24 protein-coding genes and 2 tRNA genes are annotated in these 25,819 nt (G+C 68.7%); 15 read left to right on the top strand and 11 right to left on the bottom strand.

Annotated elements, in window-relative coordinates:
* Nucleotides 1-12 precede the first annotated feature (12 nt).
* The 9 genes from recF to QC180_RS02560 all read left to right on the top strand — a co-directional run bounded on the left by recF (nt 13) and on the right by QC180_RS02560 (nt 9,129).
* Nucleotides 13-1,221, top strand: a complete 1,209-nt coding sequence (gene recF, locus QC180_RS02600) for a DNA replication/repair protein RecF (RefSeq protein WP_278260918.1) — start codon at nt 13-15, stop codon at nt 1,219-1,221.
* Between the two features lie 127 nt (nt 1,222-1,348).
* A complete protein-coding gene (locus QC180_RS02595) occupies nt 1,349-1,885 on the top strand; it encodes a DUF721 family protein (RefSeq protein WP_278260917.1) in 537 nt (178 codons plus the stop codon).
* Between the two features lie 236 nt (nt 1,886-2,121).
* The gene (gene gyrB / locus QC180_RS02590; protein ID WP_278260916.1) at nt 2,122-4,155 is read left to right on the top strand and encodes a DNA topoisomerase (ATP-hydrolyzing) subunit B; all 2,034 of its coding nucleotides are present in this window, start codon (nt 2,122-2,124) and stop codon (nt 4,153-4,155) included.
* Between the two features lie 86 nt (nt 4,156-4,241).
* The gene (gene gyrA / locus QC180_RS02585) at nt 4,242-6,752 is read left to right on the top strand and encodes a DNA gyrase subunit A (protein WP_278260915.1); all 2,511 of its coding nucleotides are present in this window, start codon (nt 4,242-4,244) and stop codon (nt 6,750-6,752) included.
* Nucleotides 6,753-6,791: 39 nt separating this feature from the next.
* Nucleotides 6,792-7,772 carry a DUF3566 domain-containing protein gene (locus tag QC180_RS02580; protein WP_278260914.1) on the top strand — a complete coding sequence of 327 codons (981 nt, stop codon included), beginning with the start codon at nt 6,792-6,794 and terminating at the stop codon, nt 7,770-7,772.
* Nucleotides 7,773-7,909: 137 nt separating this feature from the next.
* Nucleotides 7,910-7,983 (top strand) — tRNA-Ile (locus tag QC180_RS02575).
* Between the two features lie 29 nt (nt 7,984-8,012).
* Nucleotides 8,013-8,120 (top strand): DLW-39 family protein, encoded by a 108-nt coding sequence (locus tag QC180_RS02570; protein ID WP_278260913.1) that lies wholly within the window; start codon nt 8,013-8,015, stop codon nt 8,118-8,120.
* A gap of 31 nt (nt 8,121-8,151) precedes the next feature.
* Nucleotides 8,152-8,224: transfer RNA gene (locus QC180_RS02565), tRNA-Ala, on the top strand.
* A gap of 5 nt (nt 8,225-8,229) precedes the next feature.
* Nucleotides 8,230-9,129 (top strand): acyl-CoA dehydrogenase middle domain-containing protein, encoded by a 900-nt coding sequence (locus QC180_RS02560; RefSeq protein ID WP_278260912.1) that lies wholly within the window; start codon nt 8,230-8,232, stop codon nt 9,127-9,129.
* Here QC180_RS02560 and QC180_RS02555 read toward each other — a convergent pair whose 3' ends face one another.
* The gene (locus QC180_RS02555; protein WP_278260911.1) at nt 9,130-10,701 is read right to left on the bottom strand and encodes a serine hydrolase; all 1,572 of its coding nucleotides are present in this window, start codon (nt 10,699-10,701) and stop codon (nt 9,130-9,132) included.
* A gap of 615 nt (nt 10,702-11,316) precedes the next feature.
* Here QC180_RS02555 and QC180_RS02550 point away from each other — a divergent pair.
* Nucleotides 11,317-12,318 carry an ATP-binding cassette domain-containing protein gene (locus QC180_RS02550; protein ID WP_278260910.1) on the top strand — a complete coding sequence of 334 codons (1,002 nt, stop codon included), beginning with the start codon at nt 11,317-11,319 and terminating at the stop codon, nt 12,316-12,318.
* A gap of 56 nt (nt 12,319-12,374) precedes the next feature.
* Nucleotides 12,375-13,169, top strand: a complete 795-nt coding sequence (locus QC180_RS02545) for an ABC transporter permease (RefSeq protein WP_278261184.1) — start codon at nt 12,375-12,377, stop codon at nt 13,167-13,169.
* 4 nt (nt 13,170-13,173) lie between these two features.
* Here QC180_RS02545 and QC180_RS02540 read toward each other — a convergent pair whose 3' ends face one another.
* Complete coding sequence (locus QC180_RS02540) at nt 13,174-13,350, bottom strand: hypothetical protein (RefSeq protein ID WP_278260909.1); 177 nt, start codon at nt 13,348-13,350, stop codon at nt 13,174-13,176.
* Between the two features lie 68 nt (nt 13,351-13,418).
* Between QC180_RS02540 and QC180_RS02535 the strand changes: the two genes are divergently transcribed.
* Nucleotides 13,419-13,946 (top strand): peptidylprolyl isomerase, encoded by a 528-nt coding sequence (locus tag QC180_RS02535; RefSeq protein ID WP_278260908.1) that lies wholly within the window; start codon nt 13,419-13,421, stop codon nt 13,944-13,946.
* A 67-nt stretch (nt 13,947-14,013) separates the two neighbouring features.
* Here QC180_RS02535 and QC180_RS02530 read toward each other — a convergent pair whose 3' ends face one another.
* Together QC180_RS02530 and crgA are read right to left on the bottom strand one after the other, a co-directional pair.
* A complete protein-coding gene (locus QC180_RS02530) occupies nt 14,014-14,469 on the bottom strand; it encodes a PH domain-containing protein (RefSeq protein WP_278260907.1) in 456 nt (151 codons plus the stop codon).
* A 91-nt stretch (nt 14,470-14,560) separates the two neighbouring features.
* Entirely contained in the window at nt 14,561-14,827 is a 267-nt protein-coding gene (crgA, locus tag QC180_RS02525; RefSeq protein ID WP_278260906.1) for a cell division protein CrgA, read from the bottom strand.
* Nucleotides 14,828-14,920: 93 nt separating this feature from the next.
* Here crgA and QC180_RS02520 point away from each other — a divergent pair, with 93 nt between their 5' ends.
* The 3 genes from QC180_RS02520 to QC180_RS02510 all read left to right on the top strand — a co-directional run bounded on the left by QC180_RS02520 (nt 14,921) and on the right by QC180_RS02510 (nt 16,888).
* Nucleotides 14,921-15,583: an aminodeoxychorismate/anthranilate synthase component II gene (locus QC180_RS02520; RefSeq protein WP_278260905.1), complete on the top strand. Its 663-nt coding sequence runs from the start codon at nt 14,921-14,923 to the stop codon at nt 15,581-15,583.
* A 13-nt stretch (nt 15,584-15,596) separates the two neighbouring features.
* On the top strand, nt 15,597-16,286 hold the full coding sequence (locus QC180_RS02515; protein ID WP_278260904.1) for a RibD family protein: 690 nt from the start codon (nt 15,597-15,599) through the stop codon (nt 16,284-16,286).
* A 143-nt stretch (nt 16,287-16,429) separates the two neighbouring features.
* A complete protein-coding gene (locus QC180_RS02510) occupies nt 16,430-16,888 on the top strand; it encodes a deaminase (RefSeq protein ID WP_278260903.1) in 459 nt (152 codons plus the stop codon).
* Here the strand turns inward: QC180_RS02510 and QC180_RS02505 are convergent.
* The 7 genes from QC180_RS02505 to QC180_RS02475 form a co-directional block, all read right to left on the bottom strand.
* Nucleotides 16,885-17,304, bottom strand: a complete 420-nt coding sequence (locus tag QC180_RS02505; protein ID WP_278260902.1) for a CBS domain-containing protein — start codon at nt 17,302-17,304, stop codon at nt 16,885-16,887. The two genes, QC180_RS02510 and QC180_RS02505, sit on opposite strands and share 4 nt — an antisense overlap.
* Nucleotides 17,305-17,408: 104 nt before the next feature.
* On the bottom strand, nt 17,409-19,316 hold the full coding sequence (gene pknB / locus QC180_RS02500) for a Stk1 family PASTA domain-containing Ser/Thr kinase (protein WP_278260901.1): 1,908 nt from the start codon (nt 19,314-19,316) through the stop codon (nt 17,409-17,411).
* Nucleotides 19,313-20,815 carry a protein kinase domain-containing protein gene (locus QC180_RS02495; RefSeq protein WP_278260900.1) on the bottom strand — a complete coding sequence of 501 codons (1,503 nt, stop codon included), beginning with the start codon at nt 20,813-20,815 and terminating at the stop codon, nt 19,313-19,315. Before QC180_RS02495 ends, pknB begins: the two co-directional genes overlap by 4 nt.
* A 37-nt stretch (nt 20,816-20,852) precedes the next feature.
* Complete coding sequence (locus tag QC180_RS02490) at nt 20,853-22,319, bottom strand: peptidoglycan D,D-transpeptidase FtsI family protein (RefSeq protein WP_278260899.1); 1,467 nt, start codon at nt 22,317-22,319, stop codon at nt 20,853-20,855.
* Entirely contained in the window at nt 22,316-23,785 is a 1,470-nt protein-coding gene (locus QC180_RS02485) for an FtsW/RodA/SpoVE family cell cycle protein (protein ID WP_278260898.1), read from the bottom strand. The genes QC180_RS02490 and QC180_RS02485 overlap by 4 nt, the downstream gene beginning before the upstream one ends.
* Nucleotides 23,785-25,236: a PP2C family protein-serine/threonine phosphatase gene (locus QC180_RS02480; protein ID WP_278260897.1), complete on the bottom strand. Its 1,452-nt coding sequence runs from the start codon at nt 25,234-25,236 to the stop codon at nt 23,785-23,787. Before QC180_RS02480 ends, QC180_RS02485 begins: the two co-directional genes overlap by 1 nt.
* Nucleotides 25,233-25,709, bottom strand: a complete 477-nt coding sequence (locus QC180_RS02475; RefSeq protein WP_278260896.1) for an FHA domain-containing protein FhaB/FipA — start codon at nt 25,707-25,709, stop codon at nt 25,233-25,235. The genes QC180_RS02480 and QC180_RS02475 overlap by 4 nt, the downstream gene beginning before the upstream one ends.
* Nucleotides 25,710-25,819 lie beyond the last annotated feature (110 nt).

The raw sequence follows: 25,819 nt of genomic DNA, 5'->3' as shown, positions 1-25,819 counted from the left end.
GCGTAATCCGGCATGTTCATCCGTGCGCTGTCGGTCCGTGATTTCCGGTCGTGGGAACACGCCGAGCTGGAGTTGTCCCCAGGGCGCACGGTGCTGCTCGGGTCCAACGGCAACGGCAAGACCAACCTGCTCGAGGCGGTCGGTTACCTGGCCACCCTCGGCTCGCACCGCGTCTCCGCCGACGCCCCGCTGATCCGGATGGGCGCCACCCAGGCCCGGATCGGTGCCACCGTGGTGAATCTGGGCCGCGAGCTGCGGGTGGATGTGGAGCTCAAGGCGGGCAGCGCCAATCGCGCGCAGATCAATCGTTCGCCGGTGCGCCGGTCCAGGGAGATCCTGGGGATTCTGCAGACCGTGCTGTTCGCGCCGGAGGATCTGGCGCTGGTGCGCGGCGACCCGGGGGAGCGGCGACGGTTCCTCGACGAGTTGTGCACAGCCCGGCTCCCCAGGCTGGCGGGCGTGCGCGCCGACTACGACAAGGTGCTGCGACAGCGCTCCGCCCTGTTGAAAACCGCTGGGCGGCAGGTGCGTTCGCGCGCCGATCTGAGCACCCTCGACGTGTGGGACGGGCATCTGGCCGAGCACGCCGCGGTGTTGCTGGCGCAGCGGCTGCGGCTGGTGCACGACCTGTATCCCTTTCTGGCGCAGTCGTATCGGTCGATCGCGCCCGAATCACGGCCCGCCGCAATCGCTTACCGCTCGGGGTATCTGCCCGCGGATCTGCTCGATCCGGCGCGGGCGCCCGAGGACGACGACGTGACCCGCCTGCACGCGATCATGCTCAGCGAGCTGGCCGCCGCGCGCGGCAAGGAACTCGATCGCGGGGTGTGCCTGGTGGGCCCGCACCGCGACGACCTGGACCTGCTGCTGGGCAGCGCGCCCGCCAAGGGCTTCGCCAGCCATGGCGAGTCGTGGTCGTTCGCGCTGGCGCTGCGGCTGGGCTCGTTCGAACTGCTGCGCAGCGCGGGCACCGAACCGGTGCTGCTGCTCGACGACGTGTTCGCCGAACTGGACCGGCGCAGGCGTACCGCGCTGGCCGAGGTGGCCGCCGGGGCCGAGCAGGTGCTGATCACGGCGGCGGTAGCCGAGGATGTGCCGCCGGAGCTGGCGGCCGAGCCGCTGCGCGTGCGGACCACCGGGGAGGCGGATCGGCGGGTGTCGCGGATCGGCACCGACGTCGTCAGCGAGCCCGTCGCGGAGTCAGAAGATATGCACAGGTAACGATAGTTATCAACAGGCCCTGTGGAAAACCGGCGCACACCGCCGTTTCGGCGTGCCCGGAAGCTGTCGGTACCCCGGCGTAGACTCTGTCCACACTCAGCCCCAGCGACCCGGAAGGCGGCAGCCCGTGCAGGACGAACCAGCACCGGAGCTGCGCGGGATCGATCTGGCCCGCCGGGCGCTCGAGGAGGCCAGGGCCGCGGCCAAGGCCAACGGCAAGTCGGTCGGGCAGGGGCGCGCCTCGCCGGTGCGCAAGCTGCGGGCCGGGGGCAGACGGCGCAGCGGCTGGTCCGGCGCCGGGCCCGACCAGCGCGATCCCCAGCTGCTCTCCGCGCTGACCGGGTCGATCGCGAAGAGTCGTGGCTGGTCGGGAAAAGTGGCCGAGGGCATGGTGTTCGGTCGCTGGGCCAGCGTGGTCGGCGAGGACATCGCCGCGCACGCCACGCCGGTGACGCTGGAGGGCGGCATCCTCAAGATCGCGGCCGAGTCCACCGCCTGGGCCACCCAGCTGCGCATGCTGCAGGGCCAGATCCTGGCCAAGATCAACGCCGCGGTCGGGCAGGGCGTGGTCACCCAGCTGCGCATCACCGGTCCGGCGGCCCCGAGTTGGCGCAAGGGCGAACGCCACATCAAGGGTCGCGGCCCGCGCGACACCTACGGATAGCCGACGCCTCTCTATTCGCTCTCACGATCGGCAAAATTCCACAAGTGGCGGAAACATCCCGGCGTGGATCGATTTCTTGCATTCACGGCGTCGTCAGGGGTGTCGTAGGTGCACTGTAAGTTGGGCTTACCAGTAGGATGGTGACGTAACCAGCGGCGAACCCTCGGCGCGTGCTGTGCAGCCGCTCGTGTGCTGCCCGGCGCCAGGGATCAGCAAGTAAGGAGAGCTACCGACAAGTGGCTGCCAACGATTCCAACGCATCGGGCGACAAGCAGGGCTACGGTGCCTCCTCCATCACGGTCCTCGAGGGTCTCGAGGCGGTACGCAAGCGCCCCGGTATGTACATCGGTTCCACCGGTGAGCGCGGTCTGCACCACCTCATCTGGGAGGTTGTGGACAACTCGGTCGACGAGGCGATGGCGGGCTACGCCTCCCGTGTCGATGTGACCCTGCTGGCCGACGGTGGCGTCGAGGTCGTCGACGACGGCCGCGGTATCCCCACCGGCATGCACGCCCAGGGCATCCCGACCGTCGAGGTCGTCATGACCCAGCTGCACGCGGGCGGCAAGTTCGACTCCGACTCCTACGCCGTCTCCGGTGGTCTGCACGGTGTCGGTATCTCGGTGGTCAACGCGCTGTCGAGCAAGCTGGAAGCCGAGATCGACAACGACGGTTACCACTGGTCGCAGACCTACAAGGACGCCAAGCCGGGCAAGCTGATCCAGGGCGAGCCGACCAAGCGCACCGGTACCACCATCCGGTTCTGGGCCGACCCGGAGATCTTCGAGACCACCACCTACAACTTCGAGACGGTCGCGCGCCGCCTGCAGGAGATGGCCTTCCTCAACAAGGGCCTGACCATCACCCTCACCGACGAGCGCGTCAGCGAGTCCGACGTCACCGACGAGGTCGTCAGCGAGACCGCCGAGGCGCCCAAGCACGCCGAGGACGGCGTCGAGGCCCCGGCCGAGCCCAAGGTCAAGACCCGCACCTACCACTACCCGGGCGGCCTGGTGGACTTCGTGCGCCATATCAACCGCACCAAGACCGCCATCCACAACTCGGTGGTCGGGTTCACCGGCAAGGGCACCGGCCACGAGCTCGAGGTCGCGATGCAGTGGAACTCGGGCTACTCCGAGTCGGTGCACACCTTCGCCAACACCATCAACACCCACGAGGGCGGCACCCACGAAGAGGGCTTCCGCGCGGCGCTGACCACGGTGGTCAACAAGTACGCCAAGGAGAAGAAGCTCCTCAAGGAGAAGGACGGCAACCTCACCGGTGACGACATCCGCGAGGGCCTGGCCGCCATCGTGAGCGTCAAGGTCGGCGAGCCGCAGTTCGAGGGCCAGACCAAGACCAAGCTGGGCAACACCGAGGTCAAGTCGTTCGTGCAGCGCGCCTGCAACGAGCACCTCACGCACTGGTTCGAGGCCAACCCGGCCGACGCCAAGACCATCGTGCAGAAGGCGGTGTCCTCGGCGCAGGCCCGCGTGGCCGCGCGCAAGGCGCGTGAGCTGGTGCGCCGCAAGTCGGCCACCGATCTGGGTGGCCTGCCGGGCAAGCTGGCCGACTGCCGCTCCAAGGACCCGAGCAAGTCCGAGATCTACATCGTGGAGGGTGACTCCGCCGGTGGCTCGGCCAAGTCCGGCCGCGACTCGATGTACCAGGCGATCCTGCCGCTGCGCGGCAAGATCATCAATGTCGAGAAGGCCCGCATCGACCGCGTCCTCAAGAACAACGAGGTCCAGTCGATCATCACCGCCTTCGGCACCGGCATTCACGACGAGTTCGACATCGCCAAGCTGCGGTATCACAAGATCGTGCTGATGGCCGACGCCGACGTCGACGGCCAGCACATCTCCACGCTGCTGCTCACGCTGCTGTTCCGGTTCATGCGCCCGCTCATCGAGCACGGGCACGTGTACCTGGCCCAGCCGCCGCTCTACAAGCTCAAGTGGCAGCGCAGCGAGCCGGAGTTCGCCTACTCCGATCGTGAGCGCGACGGCCTGCTCGAGGCCGGTCTGGCCGCGGGCAAGAAGATCAACAAGGACGACGGCGTCCAGCGCTACAAGGGTCTGGGCGAGATGAACGCCAAGGAGCTGTGGGAGACCACCATGGACCCCTCGGTCCGGGTGCTTCGTCAGGTGACGCTCGACGACGCCGCCGCGGCCGACGAGCTGTTCTCGGTGCTGATGGGCGAGGACGTGGAGGCGCGTCGCAGCTTCATCACTCGCAATGCCAAGGACGTCCGCTTCCTCGACGTGTAGTCGGATAGGCGGGGTCAGGGGACTCGAACCCCTGACCCCCACTCCAGAACTGCCGTCGCCCCGAGCCTTCTTACGGAGACCTCTTCATGACTGAGACCACACTGCCCCCGAACGGCGGCGCAGGCGACCGGATCGAACCGGTCGACATCCAGAACGAGATGCAGTCCAGCTACATCGATTACGCGATGAGCGTGATCGTGGGCCGCGCGCTGCCCGATGTGCGCGACGGCCTCAAGCCGGTGCACCGGCGCGTGCTCTACGCGATGTACGACAACGGCTACCGTCCCGATCGCGGCTACGTGAAGTCGGCGCGTCCGGTCGCCGAGACCATGGGTAACTACCACCCGCACGGCGACTCGTCGATCTACGACACCCTCGTGCGCATGGCCCAGCCCTGGTCGCTGCGCTATCCGCTGGTCGACGGCCAGGGCAACTTCGGTTCGCGCGGCAACGACGGCGCGGCCGCCATGCGCTACACCGAGTGCCGCCTGACGCCGCTGGCGATGGAGATGCTGCGCGAGATCGACCACGAGACGGTCGATTTCGTCCCCAACTACGACGGTCGCTCGCAGGAGCCGACCGTGCTGCCCGCGCGCGTGCCCGCCCTGCTGATGAACGGCAGCAACGGCATCGCCGTCGGCATGGCGACCAACATCCCGCCGCACAACCTCAACGAGCTGGCCGAGGCCATCTACTGGGCGCTGGAGAACTTCGACGCCGACGAGGAATCCACGCTGGCCGCGTGCATGGAGCGGGTCAAGGGCCCGGACTTCCCGACGCACGGCCTGATCGTGGGCGGTCAGGGCATCCACGACGCCTACACCACCGGGCGCGGTTCCATCCGCATGCGCGGTGTGGTGGAGATCGAGGAGGGCAGCCGGGGGCAGACCCAGATCGTCATCACCGAGCTGCCCTACCAGGTCAACACCGACAACTTCATCAACTCCATCGCGGAGCAGGTGAAGGACGGCAAGATCGCGGGCATCTCCGACATCCACGACGAGTCCTCCGACCGCGCGGGTATGCGCATCGTGGTGACGGTCAAGCGCGACGCGGTCGCCAAGGTCGTGCTGAACAACCTGTACAAGCACACCCAGCTGCAGACCAGCTTCGGCGCGAACATGCTCTCGATCGTCGACGGGGTGCCGCGCACGCTGCGCCTGGATCAGATGATCCGGTACTACACCAACCACCAGCTCGACGTGATCGTGCGGCGTACGCGATTCCTGCTGCGCAAGGCCGAGGAGCGGGCCCACATCCTGCGCGGCCTGGTCAAGGCGCTGGACCTGCTCGACGAGGTCATCGCGCTGATCCGGCGCTCGGCCAACACCGATACCGCGCGCACCGGCCTGATGCAGCTGCTCGACATCGACGAGATCCAGTCCACCGCGATCCTGGACATGCAGCTGCGTCGCCTCTCGGCGTTGGAGCGGCAGAAGATCGTCGACGATCTGGCCAAGATCGAGCTCGAGATCGCCGACTACAAGGACATCCTGGAGAAGCCCGAGCGTCAGCGCGCGATCGTGCGTGACGAGCTGGCCGAGATCGTCGAGAAGTACGGCGACGACCGGCGCACCCGGATCATCGCCGCCGACGGCGACGTGGCCGACGAGGACCTGATCGCCCGCGAGGACGTGGTCGTCACGATCACCGAGACCGGCTACGCCAAGCGCACCAAGACCGACCTGTACCGCTCGCAGAAGCGCGGCGGCAAGGGCGTGATGGGCGCGGGGCTCAAGCAGGACGACATCGTCAAGCACTTCTTCGTGTCCTCCACGCACGACTGGCTGCTGTTCTTCACCAACAAGGGCCGGGTCTACCGGGCCAAGGCCTACGAGCTGCCCGAGGCCAACCGCACCGCGCGCGGTCAGCACGTGGCCAACCTGCTGGCCTTCCAGCCGGACGAGAAGATCGCCCAGATCATCCAGCTCAAGACCTACGAGGACGCGCCGTACCTGGTGCTCGCGACACGCGCGGGCCTGGTGAAGAAATCCAAGCTCACCGATTTCGACTCCAACCGCTCCGGCGGCATCGTCGCGGTGAACCTGCGCGACGACGACGAGCTGGTCGGCGCGGTGCTCTGCTCGGCCGACGACGACCTGCTGCTGGTCTCGGCGCACGGCCAGTCGATCCGCTTCGCGGCCACCGACGAGGCGTTGCGCCCGATGGGCCGCGCCACCTCGGGTGTGCAGGGCATGCGTTTCAACGCCGACGACGAGCTGCTCTCGCTCAATGTCGTGCGTGAGGGGACCTATCTGCTGGTCGCGACGGCGGGCGGTTACGCCAAGCGCACCGCGATCGAGGAGTACACCGCGCAGGGTCGCGGTGGAAAAGGCGTATTGACAATCCAATACGATCCCAAGCGTGGCAGCCTGGTGGGAGCGCTCATCGTCGACGACGAGGACGAGTTGTACGCGATCACCTCGAGTGGTGGCGTCATCCGCACCGCTGCCAAGCAAGTTCGAAAAGCTGGACGCCAGACCAAGGGCGTGCGATTGATGAACCTCGCGGATGGCGATACCTTGCTAGCGATCGCGCGCAACGCCGACGAGCCCGATCCCGATCAGCTCACCGGCGACGCGGCTTCGGAGCAATAACCCAACCAGCGGCGGCAACGAACGGATCTGAGGATTCCATTGACCACACCGAATCAGTCGAACGACGATCGGAACCAGACCAACGGCGTCACCGAACGGATCGCCTCGTCTCCGATCCAGCCGCGGCCGATCCCACGCCAGGGCGGCCAGGGCGAGGGTGCTCCGGCGCCGGAGTCCGGTGCCGCCGGGGGCGAATCGTTCGACAACGGCAAGGGCGGTAAATCGCCCTACCAGGACGGGTGGGCCCAGCTGCCGCAGCGTGAGCCGCAGTCCAACCTGTACCGGCCCGGCGAGTCGCCGAGCCAGGGCAGGCCGTCCTCGGCGCCGCAGCAGTCCTCGGGCGGCGGCCTCAAGGGCAGCGGCGCCTCCAACGCCCGCACCACCGCCGACCTGGCGGCCAAGGCGGCGCGCAAGGAGGCGGCGATGGTGAAGTCGGTCGGCATCGACGGCCCGACACGCAGCATCGCGCGCCCGGAGCTGGTCAAGGACATGCCGGACCTGTCCGAGGTCCGGCATCCCACGCCGGACGCGCCGCCCGCGCCCGCCGGGCTGCCGATGGCCCAGGTGCCGCCGCAGCAGCCCAGCAGCGCCAGGGCGGCGGCCGCCGGGTCGGTCTCGCCCGCGGTGCCGGTGGCCATCGCGGCCGCCGCGTCGGGCGAGCCGCTACGCGCGACCGTGCAGATCCGCCGGATCGACCCGTGGTCGACGCTGAAGATCACCCTGGTGATCAGCGTGGCGCTGTTCTTCGTGTGGATGGTCGCGGTCGGCCTGCTCTACATCGTGCTGGCGGGCATGGGCGTGTGGGACAACCTGGACAACTCGCTGGGCGAGATGCTCAACTCCGACGGCAGCTCCTCGTCGAGCCTGATCGACGCGGGCACCATCTTCGGCTACGCCGGAGTGATCGGGCTGATCAACGTGGTGCTGTTCACCGCGCTGGCCACGGTCGGGGTGTTCATCTACAACCAGTGCTGCGATCTGGTCGGTGGCATCCAGGTGACCCTGGCCGATCCGGACTAGTCGCCGCTGTTCCACAGACGGCCGGTCAGGCCCGGGAAACCGGGTTTGACCGGCCGTTTTGGTAGTCGGTGGTGCGGTGGGGTAGTCTCGTTTCTCGTTGCGGTTCACTGCTCCGGCGGGGGATCGGCAACGTGTTCGGGCCTATAGCTCAGGCGGTTAGAGCGCTTCGCTGATAACGAAGAGGTCGGAGGTTCAAGTCCTCCTAGGCCCACTCCCGAACATCACAGTAGGGTGGGAATCATGAAGATTGTCCTCACGGTCGGTGTTGTGATCGCGGTTCTCATCGGTATCACCAAATTCCGCAAGCGCGATGACGCTGACCTCTGGAAAGAGGTCACCACCCGCTGATTCGGGTGTGCCAACTGGTTGACGCCAGCAAGGGGCCTTAGCTCAATTGGCAGAGCACTGCCTTTGCAAGGCAGGGGTTAGGGGTTCGATTCCCCTAGGCTCCACTTCTGTGAATTCCTCGGTTTTCGATTTCCTGGTCTCCGCCGTTCCCGGCGATTCCGATGCGCTCGATGTGCCCGCCGCGCTGACTCGGCACCGCGCCCTCGCCGCCGATTTCCCGAATTCCCTCGATCGTGCCGTGATCGCCGGATTCGACAGCGCGGGAACAGGATCGGCCTTTCTCGGTGGTTATCAGGAAGCGCTGCGCGCGCTGGTGCCCGCGCTCGATCCCGCTGATCTGGTGTCGATGTGCGCCACCGAGGCGGGCGGTGGGCGGCCCTCGGCGATCGAGACGACGGTGTCCGAGGACGCGCTGGTGACCGGAACCAAGTCCTTCGCCACGCTCGGTACCTTCGCCACCCGGTTCCTGGTGATCGCGCGGGCGGGGGAGCGCGCCGACGGCAAGCCGTCGCTGCGGGCCGTGCTGGTGCCCGCCGGTGCCGCCGCCGTGGTGACGCCGCTGCCGGAGCTGCCGTTCGCGCCCGAGATCCCGCACGCGAGTGTCGAGTTCACCGCCGCGCCCGGCGAGGTGCTGTGCGGCGACGGCTACGCCGACTACCTCAAGCCGTTCCGCACCGTCGAGGACGTCCACGTGCTCGCCGCTGTGCTCGGTCAGCTGCTGCGGGTGGCCAGGCAGGCCCACTGGCCCGCCGAGGCCGTAGAACAGCTGCTGGCGGTGTTTGCGGCGGTGCGTGGGCTCGGGGGTGAGAACCCGGCGTCGGCGGGCGTGCACATCGCGCTGGGCGGGGTCTTCGATCGGCTCACGCGCCTGCGCGCCGACCAGGAACCGCTGTGGGAACGCGTCGACCCGGCGGTGCGGAGCCGCTGGGAGCGGGACGCGCCGCTGCTCGGGGTGGCGGGCAAGGTCAGGGCCGCGCGCTTGCGGGCCGCCTGGGCGTCGCTGGCGTGATCAGCCGCCTTCGGTGAAGGTGCCGAGGCCGTCCTCGTCGAAGAAGTCGATGGTGACCGTGTCACCGGTGAAGACCACCGAGGACAGGCTGCCGGGCGGGGCGTTCTCGCCGCTGGGCTCGAAGGCGAAGGTGTCGCCGTCCCAGTGCCGCAGCGGATAGCTCTGGCCCGCCGGACCGATGGTCAGGGTCAGGCCGGAGGGTGTCTCGGCGATGGTCGCCGGGCCCCAGAACTCGTTGGCGTAGGTGCCCGCGTAGCTCGGCAGTGGCTGGGCGGGTGCGGGATTCGCCGGTGTCGGCTTGCCCGCCAGATCGCCCGTCGGATCGTTGAGCGGGGCGATGATGTCGTGGTACAGGCCGCGCCAGTCCTCGCGGATCTCGCCGAACTGGACCAGATCGGCGAACTCGGCCGTGAGCGCCTCCGGCACGCCGATCGGGGCGGCGTTGGTGAGCGCGACGATGGCCACGTCGGCCGAGGGGATCACCAGGAAGTTGGTGGCCGCGCCGAGGGCGAACGCGCCGGAGTGGCTGTAGGCGGTGCGACCGGCGGGGGAGACCGAGGCGTTGAAGCCGAAGCCGTAGTTGCCCGCGCGGGCGGCGGGGGCCGTGGCGGGCGCGGAGATCACCTGCGGGGTGATCGCGGGCAGCAGGGCCTCGGGCGGGGCGATGGGGGCGCCGTCGGCGAGCAGCATGGTCAGCCAGCGGGCCATGTCCTCGACCGAGGAACTCACCCCGCCCGCGGGGGACTGGGCGTCGGGATTGCGCACCGAGCGCGCCACCCACTGCCCGTCGACATCGACATGGCCGACGGCGCGGTTGGGGCGGGCCTGGAAGTCGTCGAAGCGGGAACTGGTCGAGCCCATGCCCAGCGGCGTGTAGACGGCGTCGGCCGAGAGCTGCGCCCAGTCGGTGCCCGCCGCGGCCGCGACCGCCTCGGCACCGGCGGTGAAGCCGAAATTGGTGTACTCGTAGGTGATCCGGAAGGGGGCCAGCGGCTCCAGGCGTAACTTGTCCAGGATCGCCGCCTGGTCGTAGCCGATGTCCTCGAGCCGGTCGCCCGCGTGGTCGGGCAGGCCGCTGCGGTGTGCGAGCAGATCGCCGACGGTGAGCTGGGCGGTGGTCGCCGGGTCGGCCAGCGCGAAGTTCGGCAGGTGCTCGACGACGGGCGTCTCCCAGTCGACGCGGCCCGCGCCGACCTGGCTCGCCACGACGGAGGCGGCCACCGACTTCGACACCGAGGCCAGCTGGAAGACGGTGTCGGCGTCGACCTTGTCCGGCCTGCCCTCCTGGCGCACCCCGAAGCCCTTGGCGTAGACGGTCTTCCCGCCGTGCACGACCGCGACGGCCATGCCGGGGATACGCGTGCTGTCCATCAGGGACGCCACGAGGTCGTCGAGTCGGCCGACGGCGTCGTCGACCGCGTCGTGCGGGAGGTCCACTCCGGCGACCTGATTCGGGGGCAGGGCCGCCGTGCTGGTGGTGGACGACGCGTGCTCGTCGTCGGAATCGGCGCAGCCCACCAGGATCGTCAGCGAGACGACCACCGTCGCGATCACGCCACGGGCAGGCACCATGGGGCGACGATAGTCCCGGTTGCCGGGTGATCGCGGGATCGTGGCTGGACTGTGACGGTGCCGGGTGGTGGTGCGCCGTAGCCGAGTGGTCGAGCAGCAACCTTGCCGGAAAATGGGGAGCGGGCCTCGGCGAAGGGGGGGAGTTAGCCGAGGCCCGCGTAGGGTCGGCCCGGGGGGGAGGGGCCGACGTGAACGATCCTACGCGATCTGTGCGGAATTCGCGTACGCGCAACGAACCAGTTTCCGAGATTTTTCGGCGGCGGTGGGCGGCGCGCGGGTGCGCGGGGCGTCGGGAACGTCGTCGCGGTGCCGGTGGGTCGCCCGACAGTTGCTTTACGGAATGCTGAATCGGCTGGTACGCAAGGTTTTACGACGGAATCGCGGTGAACATGTTCCTGTTCGCCCGCCGTGCCGTAGCCCGATCGCGCGGCGCCGCCGTTGTGGCGGGAGACGAAAAATCAGTCCGATTCGCCGCGTGTCGCGACCATTCGGCATGTCGAACATCGGTGTACACGTGGGACTGTGGGACCGGCGAGAAATCGTGGTGCGACTTGTCGGTGGGTGCCGCAATACTGAGGCGAGCATCACACGAAACCAACGACACCAGGGAGAATCATGCCCGACGCAATCGTCGCCGAGGGTCTGGTCAAACGGTACGGGCAGCTCACTGCCCTGGACGGACTCGACCTGTCCGTCCCGGAAGGTACCGTCACCGCGCTACTCGGCCCGAACGGCGCGGGAAAGACCACGACCGTTCGCGTCCTCACCACCCTGCTCGTCCCCGACGAAGGCCGCGCCACCGTGGCCGGGATCGACGTCATCAACAATCCCCAGGCCCTGCGCTCGCACATCGGCGCCTCCGGCCAGTACGCCGCGGTCGACGAATACCTCACCGGCTTCGAGAACCTCGAGATGGTCGGCAGGCTCTATCACCTCGGCACCCAGCGCAGTAAGGAACGCGCGCGCGAGCTACTCGACCGGTTCCGGCTCAGCGACGCCGCCGACCGGCCGGTGAAGGGCTACTCCGGCGGCATGCGTCGACGGCTCGACCTGGCCGGTGCGCTGGTCGCCAACCCGCCGGTGCTGTTCCTCGACGAGCCGACCACCGGCCTGGATCCGCGTGCGCGCCTGGATCTGTGGGACGTCATCGAGGAACTCGTCGCGGGCGGCACCACCCTGCTGCTCACCACCCAGTACATGGACGAGGCCGACCGGCTCGCCGATTCCATCGCGGTGATCGACCACGGCACCGTCATCGCCCGCGGCACCGCCGACGAACTCAAGGCCCTCGTCGGCGGCGACCGCATCGAACTCACCGTCGCCGACGCCGAACACCTGGCCACGGCCCAGCAGGTGCTCACCGGACTCGCCGACGGCGAGATCCACCTCGAACCCGGCCTGCGCCGACTCGTCGTCCCGGTGGCCGACGGCTCCCAGGACCTGGTCACCGCGATCGGCAGGCTCACCGAGCACAAGATCGCCATCAACGATGTCGCGTTGCGCCGCCCCTCGCTCGACGACGTCTTCCTCACCCTCACCGGACACGAGGCCGAAGACCTGGTCAACGGCGGGGTCGAGATCGAGAAGGCGGGCGCCACGGAAGGACGGAACCGATGAGTGCCACGATCGAGACCGGGCAGGTACGCGCGCCCGGATTGGGTGAGCGGCTGGGGATGGTGGTCAGCGACAGCCTCACCATCGCCAAACGCAATGTCATCAAGATCAAGCGCGTACCCGACGTGCTGATCTTCACCACGCTCTCGCCGATCATGTTCGTGCTGCTGTTCGCCTACATCTTCGGATCGGCGATCAAAATCCCGGGCATGGAAGGCGGCTACCGCGAATTCCTGATCGCGGGCATCTTCGTGCAGACCGTGGTGTTCGGTGCCTCGTTCACCGGCGCCGGACTGGCCGAGGACATGCAGAAGGGCATCATCGACCGGTTCCGCTCGCTGCCGATGGCACCCTCGGCGGTGCTGGTCGGGCGCACGATCAGCGATGTGGTGATCAATGTGGTGAGCCTGGTGGTGATGTCGCTGACCGGCCTGGTCGTCGGCTGGCGCATCCGTGGCTCGTTCCTCGACGCGGTGCTGGCCTACGTGCTGATGCTGCTGTTCGCCTACGCGCTGTCGTGGATGATGGCGGTGGTCGGACTGCTGGTGCGGGCGCCGGAGGTGTTCAACAACGCCAGCTTCATGGTGATCTTCCCGCTGACGTTCCTGTCGAATGCCTTCGTCCCGATCGAGGACCTGCCGGGCCCGCTGCGGGTGTTCGCCGAATGGAATCCCATGTCGGCGCTCACCCAGGCGGTCCGTGATCTGTTCGGCAACACCTCGCCGCTGGCCCCGCCCTCGACGGCGTGGCCGATGCAGCATCCGGTGGTGACCTCGGTGGTGTGGATCGTGGTGATCCTGGTGGTGTTCGTGCCGCTGGCTCAGCTGCAATACAAGAAGTCGGTGAGCCGCTGACGGGTCAGTGCGCGCCGGTCTCCGTGACGGGGGCCGGTGCGGAACCGTTGCGGGAGTAGCCGAGGCGCGGGGGCTCGGCGGCGGGTTCGGGCAACTGGGGGCGCTTGCTGCGAGCGAACCAGGCCAGCGCGCCCGCGCCAGCGATCGCGAGCGACGCGATGAGCGGGTTACGGAGCTTCATGGCACCACTCTACGAGACGCTCCCGCGAGGTCCCCGGACTCGCGGCCTCCCGGTGGCACCATGACTGCGTGACCTCACCCAACCAGACGGCCGTGGCGACGCTGCACACCGACCACGGTGACATCAAGATCGCGCTCTTCGGTAATCACGCTCCCGTGACGGTGCGTAACTTCGTCGATCTGGCAGAAGGCACCGCGCCCTACACCGTCATCAACGCCGGTGGCACGGAATCCGGTCCGTTCTACGACGGTGCCATCTTCCACCGGGTGATCCCGGGGTTCGTGATCCAGGGCGGCGACCCCACCGGCAGTGGCCGCGGCGGGCCCGGCTACGAATTCGACGACGAGTTCCATCCGGACCTGTCCTTCGATCGCGGCTACCTGCTGGCGATGGCCAACGGCGGGCCGGGGACCAACGGCTCGCAGTTCTTCATCACCGTCTCCCCCCAGCCGCACCTCGATCGCAAGAACACGATCTTCGGCGAGGTGATGGATCCCGATTCCCGCAAGGTCGTCGACGCGATCGGTTCGGTGAAGACCGACCGCAACGATCGCCCGGAGGACCCAGTACTGATCTCGGGCATCACCATCGACTGAGGCTTGACGAAGAACTCCCCGTCGCGTGATCGCGGCGGGGAGTTCTTTGCTTCACGTGAAACCTTGCTCAGTCGGTCACCGAGGCGAAGCCGTTGACCACCAGGGCGTCGTAGACGTCGTGGGGATTGGTGCCCAGGTCCCAGCGGCCGAAGATCAGCAGGCGTTCGGTGTCGTTGTGGCGGACGTCGACCTCGAGCATGGCGCTCTTGCGGCCCAGGCGGCGGTAGGAGACCATGCGGATCCGGTCGATGCGGTCCAGGGGGTACTCCTGGGGGCCGGTGAGTGTGCCGACGACCAGGCGCGGCGTGGGGCCGGAGATCATGGTCAGGCGGGGGCGCTGGCGGATGCCGAGCACCGTCATGGCCAGCACCGCGAGCGCGGCGAGGCCGACGAGCAGTCGGCTCGGGCCGTCGGAGGCGAGAATCGCGGCGACGACCAGCAGGAGGCCGCCGCCAGCGACGGCGACCAGCCCCGCCAGCGGCGTCGTCCACGATGTGCTGGTGGCGGACTGGCCTGTGCTCACGCGGCGTGTCTCCCCATTACTCCTCGAGTTGTCCACAGCTTCATCCACAGGTGTGCATGAATTACACAGGTGTAATCCGCAGCACGGCTGGTCAGCGCCATCGCATGGTCATGATCAGGCCGACGACCATGAGGCCGAAGCCGATCAGGAAGTTCCAGGCGCCCAGGTCGTACATCCACCCGATGTGCTCCTGCGCCAGGTAGTAGACGATGAGCCAGGCCAAACCGGCGAGCATGAAGCCCAGCATGATCGCGACGTACCAGACCGGCGACGGACCCACCGCTTTCACCTTCACCGGCGTGCGGCTGGCGGGGCTCGGGGTGTAATCGGCCTTCTTGCGGACCTTGGACTTGGGCATGACGTCCTCGAATTCGGCGTATAAGTACCCTCTAGGCTATCCCACCAGGTAATGGATGCGACGACCTACGGGGTCGGCACGTACCCTCGACCTATGCGTGTATTGGTCGTCGACAACTACGACAGCTTCGTGTTCAACCTGGTGCAGTACCTCGGCCAGCTTGGGGCCGAGGCCGTGGTCTGGCGCAACGACGACCCGCGCCTGGGCGACCTGGACACCCTGCTCACCCGTGGTGACGAAGGCGGCACCTTCGACGGCGTGTTGGTGAGTCCCGGCCCCGGCAGCCCCGACCGCGCGGGCGCGAGCATCCCCCTGGTGCACGCCGCGGCGAAGCACAGCACGCCGCTGCTCGGCGTGTGTCTGGGTCATCAGGCCATCGGCGAGGCGTTCGGCGGCACCGTCGACCGGGCACCGGAACTCCTGCACGGCAAGACCAGCTCGGTCTACCACCTGGGTTCGGGCGTGCTCGCCGGACTGCCCGACCCCTTCACCGCCACCCGCTACCACTCGCTGACCGTGCTCCCGGAGACCATGCCCGAGGAACTCGAGGTGGTCGGCCACACCGAGAGCGGCATCGTGATGGCCATGCGCCACCGCACCCTGCCCATCCACGGCGTGCAGTTCCACCCGGAGTCGGTACTCACCCAGGGCGGGCACCGGATGCTGGCCAACTGGCTCGAGGTGTGCGGCGAGCGGCCGTCGGAGGCGCTGGTCTCGGCACTGGAGGCCGAGGTCGCCGCGCTGGTCACGACGTAGCGGTCGCGACACCGTGACCAGGCCGTGGGTGCTGCTGTCGGTGGCGGCCAGCCTCGACGGGTACATCGACGACACGAGCGCGCACCGGTTGCTGCTGTCCAACAGCGTGGACTTCGACCGGGTCGATCAGGTGCGCGCCGAGTCCGACGCGATCCTCATCGGTGCCAGCACCCTGCGCGCGGACAATCCGCGTCTGCTGGTGAACAGCGCCGAGCGCCGGGCCGTGCGGGTGGCCTCGGGCAAGCCGGAGTATCCGGTGAAGGTGACCGTCACCGAGACCGGTGAGCTCGATCCGGACCTGCGGTTCTGGCACACCGGCGGCGAGAAGCTCGTCTACACCGGCACGGCGGGGGCCGCGCGGCTGGGTGACCGGCTCGCCGGGCTGGCCGACGTGATCGTCCTCGGGGAGCGGCCCGCGCTGCCGGAGCTCCTCGACGATCTCGGCGCGCGCGGTATCCACCGGCTCATGGTCGAGGGCGGCACCGGCATGCACACCGGCTTGCTCGCGGCGGGCCTGGCCGACGAGATCCGGCTGGCCGTCGCCCCGATCCTGGTGGGTGACGCCACCGCCCCGCGCTTCGTCGGCCCGGCGCTGTTCCCCGGCGGTGCACAGCGCAGGCTGCGGTTGACACATGTGGAACAACTTGGGGATGTCGCTGTGCTCAACTATCTGACGGGACCTGGGGAAACACCCGTCGAATGACCGGTCCCGGATCGGAAATCATGGCTTCTACCTGCGGATATGTCGTTGTTCACAATGTGGGCGACACGCCGATGCACACCTGAACACCACAGATTCCACAACTGGTGAAAGCTGTGGATAACTTTGACCGGCAGGGGATTTCGATGACCGACGGCGACACCGACCACCGCTTCATGCACAGGGCGATCGAGCTCGCGAAACTGTGCCCGCCCAGCTCGACGGCCTATTCGGTGGGCGCGGTCATCGTCGCCGACGGGGTGGAGATCGCGACGGGCTATTCGCGCGAGACCGACGAGAAGGTGCACGCCGAGGAGTCGGCGCTGAACAAGCTCGACCCCGACGACCCCCGCCTGGCCAGGGCGACCATCTACAGCACCCTGGAACCGTGCTCGACCCGCGCCACCGCGACCCGCCTGCCCTGCACCGACCGCATCCTGGCCGCGGGCATCCCCACCGTGGTGATCGCCTGGCGCGAGCCCAGCCTGTTCGTCGCCGCCTGCGTGGGGGTGGACGAACTGCGTGCGCACGGCGTGCGCGTGGTGGAGTTGACCGACCTGGCCGCCGAGGCCAGGTCGATGAACTCCCATCTGGACCTGAGCTAGGGCCGCCCGTAGATGGCCGTCACGAACTCGCCGAGCTGGTTGTCGTCGAGGTGGCGGGCCAGATCGGCCTCGCTGATCATGCCGACCAACCGCTTGTTCTCGATCACCGGCATCCGCTTCACCCGGTGCCCTTCCATCTGATCGAGGACCTCTTCCACGTCGGCGTCCGCGCTGACCCAGCGCGGGGTCGACTCACAGAGCTCGGCCGCGGTCGTGGTCTCGGGGGACAACCCGAGCGCGACGCACTTCACCACGATGTCGCGGTCGGTGATGATGCCGCACATGCGCTCGTTGTCGTCGGCGACGACCAGCGAGCCCACGCCGAGATCGGCCATGGCGGCCGCGGCGGTAGCCACGGTGTCGCCACGGGTGATCCACTGCGCGCCGGGCTTCATGATGTCCCTGGCCATGGTCATGGGGCGTCCTCCTCGGTCAGCATTGCTGGAGTGGGATGAGCAGCCTCATTCTGCGCCAGCGGCGCGGCCACGGGCGGTTTCTCCACGCAATCGAGACCTCGCCGCTAACGCGGGATCGGCGAGGCTCCCACCTGCAGCACCACATTGCCGTTGACCGTCACCGTCGACCCCGCCGCCGGGCTCTGCCCGACGATCTTGCCCGAGGCACTGCCGTCGAGCGTGATCACCGTGGTCTGGCTCAGCTGACCGGTCCAGCCCAGCGCCCGCAGCTTCTCCTGCGCCTGCACCGGGGTGAGCCCGCTCAGATCCGGCACGTCGATCCGGTCGCCGTCGGAGACCTGCACGACGATGGTCGAGCCCTTCTCCGCGTTGCTGCCGCCGCCGGGACTGGTCGACAAGACCGTGCCCTTGGGCTGCGCGGACTTCACGTTCTCGATCGTCACCTTGAAGCCAGCACCGGCGACCAGATTCGGCTGGGCGACCGCGATGTCCTGGCCGACCACATCGGGCACCCGGACCTGTTCGGGCCCGCTGCCGATGATCAGCGTGATCGGCAGATCGATGCTCACCCAGGTGCCGACTCGCGGTTCGGTCTCCACGACCTTGTCGGTCTCGGCGATGCTGGAGGCCTTGCGTTGGATCTGCGGGTCGATACTGAGCCCGATCGCGTTGAGCGACTGTTCGGCCGCGGCCTGCGTCATGCCCTCGAGCTTGGGCACCTGCACCTGCGCGGGCCCGGTCGAGACCTGCAGGGTGACGGTGCTGCCCTCGTCGATGCGCGAACCGCCCAGCGGCTGGGTCGCGATCACATTGCCCGGCATCACCCGGCTGTCCGGCTTGTCCTCGGTGGCCACCTGGAAACCGGCCTTGGCCAGCGCGGATTGCGCCTGCTGCTTGGATTGGCCCGACACATCGGGCACCGCGACCTGGTCGGGCTTGCTGCCCGGCCCGACCAGCACCCAGAACAGGCCGAACGCCACCGCCACCGCGGCGGCCACCCCGAGCGCGATCAGCCCGGTGCGATTGCGGCCCTCGGGGGGCGGGGCGATCGCGGCCTGCTCGGAGGTGTCGTCGCGACGGTCACGGAAGCTGCGCGGAGCGGGCTCGTCGTCGTCGTAATCCATGATGGTGGTGCGATCTTCGTCGTTCATCACCATCGGCGCGCTCGGCTTCTGCCCGCCGAGCACCCGGATCAGATCGGCGCGCATCTCCGCGGCCGTCTGGTAGCGGTTGGCCGGGTTCTTGGCCATCGCCTTGAGGATCACCGAGTCCAGTTCGCGCGGCACGCCGGGGTTCACCGACGACGGCAGCGGCGGGTCCTCCTTGACGTGCTGATACGCCACCGCGACCGGCGAGTCACCGGTGAACGGCGGTTGCCCGGTGAGGATCTCGAAGAGCACGCAGCCCACCGAGTACACATCCGAGCGCGCGTCCACGGTCTCGCCGCGCGCCTGCTCGGGCGAGAGGTATTGCGCGGTGCCGATCACCGCGGCGGTCTGGGTCATCGGGTTGGAGCTGTCGGCGATCGCGCGGGCGATGCCGAAGTCCATCACCTTCACCGCACCGGCGCGGTTGATCATGATGTTGGCGGGCTTCATGTCCCGGTGCACGATCCCGGCCTTGTGGCTGAAATCGAGCGCGGCGCACACGTCGGCCACGATCTCCATCGCCTTGCGCGGCGCGAGCGGGCCCTTGCCGCGCACGATGTCGCGCAGGGTGTCGCCCTCGACGTACTCCATCACGATGTAGGGCAGCGGGCCGCCGTCGACGGTGGCCTCGCCGGTGTCGTAGACGGCCACGATCGCCGGATGGTTCAGCGCGGCCGCGTTCTGCGCCTCGCGCTTGAAGCGCAGGTAGAACGTGGGGTCGCGGGCCAGGTCGGCGCGCAACACCTTGATCGCCACGTCGCGCGAGAGGCGCACATCGCGGGCCTTGTGCACCTCGGACATGCCGCCGAACCCGATGATCTCGCCCAGCTCGTACCGAGAGGAGAGATTCTTCGGGGTGGTCATGGCTGTCCTATGTTCGGGCCCACGACGTTGTCGTCGTCCGGGAAGGGCAAATCGAAGGTGGGCAGGCGGGGACCGCGGACCGTGGTGGTGCCCCCGGCCGGTTGCGTCGTCGTCGGCGTCGGCTTGGTGGTCTTCGGCGGCGTCGTCGTGGTCGGCTTGGGGGTGGTGGTGGTCGGCGGTTCGGTCGTGGTGGTCGGCGGTTCCGTGGTGGTGGTCGGCGGTTCCGTCGTCGTGGTGGGGGCCGGGGCCTGGGTGGTGGTCGGCGCCTCGGACGGCGGGACGATCACCGGCGGCGCCGATTTCGTCGTCACCGGCGGCGGCACCGGCTGGGTGGTCTGCACGGTGGTGGTGGTCGTGCCGGTGCCGCGGTTCGGTTCACCGCCGAACAGCAGCCACAGCACACCGCCGCCGAGCAGCAGCGCGCCCACACCCAGGGCGATCAGCCACTTCTGGTTGTTGCGGCTGTCGTGCGCCGGTGCCGGGACGGCCGCGGGCGCGGCGGCCTGCGTCGGCGGGCCGCCGTAGCCACCGTTGGGCTGGTTGCCGAAACGCATGGTGGCGCCGTCGTAGTCGGCCCCGGTCGCGGGAATGGCCATGGTCGGGCCGGGCGGCAGCACCCGGGTGGCCCCGGTCATCGGCTGCGCGGCACCCGAGGGCGGGGGCGGCATGTGCCCGGCGCGCACGGCGGCCACGGCGTCGGCGAACTCGCCGCCGCTGCTGTAGCGCTGCGCGGGGTCCTTGGCCATGGTGATGGCGATGAGCTCGTGCACGTTCGACGGCAGGTCGGCGGGCATCGGCGGCGGGGCGTCGCGCACGTGCTTCATCGCGACGGTGATCGCGCCCTCGCCGGTGAACGGGCGCACCCCGGCCAGCGCCTCGTAGCCGACAATGCCCAGGGAGTACACGTCACTGGCCGCGGTGGCGTCCTCGCCGACGGCCTGCTCCGGCGCGATGTACTGCGCGGTGCCCATCACCATGCCGGTCTTGGTCACCGGCGAGGCGTCCACGGCCTTGGCGATGCCGAAGTCGGTGATCTTCACCTGACCGGTCGGGGTGACGAGGATGTTGCCCGGCTTCACGTCGCGGTGCACCACGCCCGCCGCGTGGGCGACCTCGAGCGCGCGACCGGTCTGCTCGAGCATGTCCAGACCCTGGACCACCGAGAGTCGGCCCATCCGGTTGAGCACCGCGTTGAGCGGCTCGCCCTGGACGAGTTCCATCACCAGGTAGGCGGTCTCGCCGCCGGAGGGATCGGTGGTCTCGCCGTAGTCGTAGATGCCCGCGATGCCGGAGTGGTTGAGCTGCGCGGTGGTGCGCGCCTCGACCCGGAACCGCTGACGGAACGTCGGGTCGGCGGAGAACTCGGTCTTGAGGACCTTGACCGCGACCCGGCGGTCGAGCCGGGTGTCCATCGCCTCCCACACCTGACCCATGCCACCGGTGGCGATCAACCGTTGCAGGCGGTAGCGGTCAGCGATCATGGCGCCGTTGTTCAGCATCGGGGCCCCCGTGTTGTCACTCGCACACTCATTTCGTTCAGCCCCCTGCCAGGCCCGCGTCCAGTACCGACCTGGCGATCGGAGCGGCCACCGAGCCGCCGGTCGCCGCCAGTGCCCGGTCGCCGCCGTTCTCGACGATCACCGCGATGGCGATCTTCGGGTTCTGCGCGGGCGCGAAGGCCATGTACCAGGCGTGTGGCGGGGTGTTACGGGGATTGCTGCCGTGTTCGGCCGTACCGGTCTTGGACGCGATCTGGTACGCCGAGCGGCCACCGCCCGCGGTATTGCTCTCCGAGGCGATCATCAGGTCTTTCAGCGTCGACGCTACCGGCCCGGTCACGGCTTGTCCGACCGAGACCGGCTCGGTCTTGCTCAGCTCGGACAGATCGGGCGCCTGGGTGGAATCGACCAGGTACGGCTGCATCCTGGTGCCGCCGTTGGCGATGGTCGCCGCGATCACCGCGACGTCGAGCGGGGTCACCGCGACATCGCGCTGGCCGATGCTGGACTGACCCAGCGCGGCGTTGTCCGGGATCGACCCGACGGTCGACTCGGCGACCGGCACCGGGACACCCCGGTGCGGGCCGATGCCGAACGCGGCGGCCTCGTCCTTGAGCTTGGACGCGCCGACCTTCACCCCCAGCTCGACGAACGCGGTGTTGCACGAACGCCGGAACGCCTCGTAGAGGCTGGCGGTCGGCTGGTCACCGCAGGTGCTGCCGTTGTAGTTCTCCAGCGTGGTGCTGGTGCCGGGCAGGGTGATGTTGGGCGCGGCGGTGAACTGGTCGTTCGGCCCGGCGATGCCGTTGGACAGCGCGGCCGCGGTGACCACGGTCTTGAACGTCGAGCCCGGCGGGTAGGTCTGCGAGACGGCGCGATTGAGCATCGGCTGGCTCTCGTCGGTGCTCAGCTGCTCCCAGGCCGCCCGGCCCGCCGCGCCGTCGTGGCCGGAGAGCTGGTTGGGGTCGTAGCTGGGCGTGGACACCATGGTCAGGATCTTGCCGGTGCTCGGCTCGATCGCGACGACCGCACCGGTGTAGCCCTTGGAGGTCATCTGCTCGTAGGCGACCTGCTGCATCAGCGGATTCAGCGTGGTCAGCACGTTGGCGCCGCGCGGATCGCGGCCGGAGAACATGTCGACCAGGCGGGTGCCGAACAGGCTCGAGTCGTTGCCCGAGAGCAGCGGGTCCTCGGCCAGCTCGAGGCCGGTCTTGCCGTACTGCATCGAGTAGAAGCCGGTCACCGGGGCGTAGGCCGGGGGCAGCGAGGGGTACTGGCGCAGGTACTTGTACCGGTCGTCGGTGGCGATCGAGCTGGCGAGCACGGTGCCGCCCGCGGAGATCTGGCCGCGCTGGCGCGAATACTCGTCGAGCAGCACGCGCGAGTTGCGCGGATCGCTGCGCAGATCGTCGGCCTTGACCACCTGCAGGTAGGTGGCGTTGACCAGCAACGCGACCACCATCACCATCACGGCGACGGCGACGCGGCGAAGCGGAGTGTTCATTCGCCTGCCCTGCCTTCCCGTCGGAACATCTCGGTGGCCGCGTCGGCGATCGGGGCGGGCGCGCGCTTCCGCGCGGGCGCCGGTGCGCGCGCGGCGTCGGAGATCTTGATCAGCAGTCCGAGCAGCGCGTAGTTGGCCAGCAGCGACGAACCACCGTAGGAGATGAACGGCGTGGTCAGACCGGTCAGCGGGATCAGCTTGGTGACACCGCCGACGACGACGAAGATCTGGATCGCGATCGTGAACGACAGGCCCGCCGCCAGCAGCTTGCCGAAGCTGTCACGCACGGCCAGCGCGGTGCGCAGACCACGCACGATGAAGATCAGGAACAGCATCAGCACCGCGGCCAGGCCGATCAGCCCGAGTTCCTCGCCGATGGTGGTGACGATGAAGTCGGTCTTGGCGAAGGGCACCTGCTGCGGCCGCCCACTGCCCAGCCCGGTACCCGCCAGACCGCCGGTCGCGAAGCCGAACATCGACTGCGAGATCTGGTAGCCGGTGTTGTGGTAGTCGTCGAACGGGTGCAGCCAGGTGTCCACGCGCACCCGCACGTGCCCGAACAGCTGGTAGGCGAACACGAAGCCCAGCGCCAGCAGCCCGCCGCCGATGACCAGCCAGCCCACCCGCTCGGTGGCGATGTAGATCATCACCAGCACCGTGCCGAAGATCAGCAGCGAGGTGCCCAGGTCCTTCTCCAGCACCAGCACGCCGATGCAGACGACCCACACGATCAGCACCGGGCCCATATCGCGCGGGCGCGGGAAGTCCATGCCGAGGAAGTGCTTGCCCGCCGCGGTGAACAGATCCCGCTTGGCCACCAGCACCCCGGCGAAGAACACGATCAGCAGGATCTTGGCGAATTCGCCCGGCTGCACGCTGAATCCGGGCAGCCGGATCCAGATCTTGGCACCGTTGACCTCGGAGAATCGGCTCGGCAGCAGCGCGGGGATGGCCAGCGCGATCAGCCCGACCAGGCCGAGGGTGTAGGTGTAGCGCGCCAGCGTGCGGTAGTCGCGCAGCACGATCAGCAGGCTGATGAACACCACGATGCCCAGGCCGGTCCACATGATCTGCTGGTTGGCGTCGGGGGAGGGGATCGGGCTCGAGTCGTAGATCGCCTTCTCGGCGTCGGCCAGGTCGAGGCGGTGGATCAGCACCAGGCCCAGGCCGTTGAGCAGCGCGACGATCGGCAGCAGCAGCGGATCGGCGAAGGGCGCGAACCGGCGCACCGCCAGATGCGCGACGCCGAACAGGGCCAGGAAGGCCAGCCCGTACTTGGCGATGTCCCAGGTGACCGACTGCTCCTGGCTCGCCTCCACGATGAACAGCGACACCGTCGTGATCCCCGCGGCACCCGCCAGCAACAGCAACTCCTGGTTGCGTCGCGTCGACGGGGGCGGCGCTGGCGCGAATCCGCCAGGGGGGCTGGGGAACGCCCCAGCCGACGGCGGTGCCGGTGCGGACATCAGTCCGTCACCCGGCAGTTCTCCCCTGAGATCTGCGGTGTCGTCGGGGGAGCGGGGGTGGTGGTGGTCGGCGGCGCCGGGGTGGTGGTCGGCGTGGCGGGCTGATCCGGACCGGGGGTGGGCACGCCCGGGGTCGGGGGCACCTCGGTCGGCAGCAGCACACCGGGCTGCGGCACCGATTCCTTCTTCGGGCACGGCGGCAGCAGTTCCTTGGCGGCCAGCACCTTCATGCTGTCGCGCGCCTTGTCCAGCGAGTCCGGCGGCAGGCCCTTCTGCACCTGGTCGCGGCCGGTCTGCTTGAGATCGCTGACCATGAGCTTCTTGCAGCCGCTGGGCAGGCTGGCACCCGCCTCGACGAGGGTGAGTTCACCCTTGCTGTTGACGCAGCCGGTGAGCTCCACATCGTGGATCGAGTAGCCCAGGATGGAGCCGGGCAGCCCGCGCATCACCACGACCTGGTCGTGATCGGCGCCCACGTAGTAGTTACTGCGAATCATCTTGTAGCCCACCACCAGACCCACCGCGACCGCGGCGATCAGCGCCACCGACAGCAGCAGCCAGCGCAGCTTGTGCGACTTGGTCTCCGGCGGCGGCGGCGCGGCGGCGGCGCGGCGCGGCTGCGCGCGCGGCGGGCGCATGGCGGCGGCGCGGCCCGCGGCGGTGTTGGGCGGCGGGGTGTCTTCCTCCTCCTCGGTGGAGGCGGCGCCCGCGACGATCGGATGACTCTGCCCGTAGTCGAGATCGATCACATCGGCGACCACGACGGTGACGTTGTCGGGCCCGCCGCTGCGCAGCGCCAGCTCGATGAGCCGGTCGGCGCACTCGTCGGTGTTGCCCTCGCGCATGGTGTTGCCGATGGTCTCGTCGCTCACCACGTCCGAAAGGCCGTCGGAGCACAGCAGATACCGGTCACCGGCGCGCGCCTCGCGCATGATCAGCGTCGGCTCGATCTCGTTGCCGGTGAGTGCGCGCATGATCAGCGACCGCTGCGGATGGGTGTGCGCCTGCTCGGGGGTGATCCGGCCCTCGTCCACCAGCGACTGCACGAAGGTGTCGTCGCGGGTGATCTGGGCGAGTTCGCCGTCGCGCAGCATGTAGGCGCGCGAGTCGCCGATGTGCACCATGCCGAGCTTGCCGCCCGCGAACAGGATGGCGGTGAGCGTGGTACCCATGCCGTCGAGTTCGGGTTCGGCCTCGACGTGGTCGGCGATGGCGGCGTTGCCGGAGCGGGTGGCGCGGTCGAGCTTGCCGAGGATGTCCTGGCCGGGCTCGTCGTCGTCGAGATGCGCCAGCGCGGCGATCATCAACTGGGAGGCGACCTCACCGGCGGCGTGTCCGCCCATGCCGTCGGCCAGGGCCAGCAGGCGCGCGCCCGCGTAGACCGAATCCTCGTTGTTGCCCCGGACGAGTCCGCGGTCGCTTCGCGCTGTGTAGCGCAGAACAAGTGTCACGATCGCAGCTCGATCACTGTTTTGCCGACCCGGACAGGAGTGCCGAGCGGAACACGGACGGCGGTGGTGACTTTCGCGCGGTCGAGATAGGTGCCGTTGGTGGAGCCGAGGTCCTCCACGTACCAGTCGTCACCACGCTGAGACAGTCGCGCGTGCCTGGTCGAGGCATAGTCGTCGGTGAGTACCAGCGTCGAATCGTCGGCGCGGCCGATGAGGACCGGTTGTGTGCCGAGTGTGATCCGAGTGCCGGCGAGTGAACCATGAGTCACCACTAGATACTTGGCGCCCTTCTGGCCTCGGCTGAAGGAGGGCAGTCCCATGGACCCGCGTGCGCCGCGAGTGGCCCTGGGCTGTATCCGTATGCCGGATGCCGCGTAGATATCGCTGCGCAAGGTCCGCAGAACGGCCCAGACGAACAACCAGAGCAGCAGCAGGAACCCCGCGCGGGTCAATTGCAGGATCAATCCCTGCACGGCGTTCCACCTCCTGTTCGCCCGGGTACGTCGGTACGGCAGGTGCGGGGCGAACCACCCCCACCGGCGTGCTGGCTTGCGGGCCCCGAGGTCGGGGCCGTGCGTGTGAT

It is taken from the genome of Nocardia anocheti (genome assembly GCF_029675105.1).
Classification (GTDB): Bacteria; Actinomycetota; Actinomycetes; order Mycobacteriales; family Mycobacteriaceae; genus Nocardia.
This window is presented reverse-complemented; position numbering and strand designations above follow the sequence as displayed.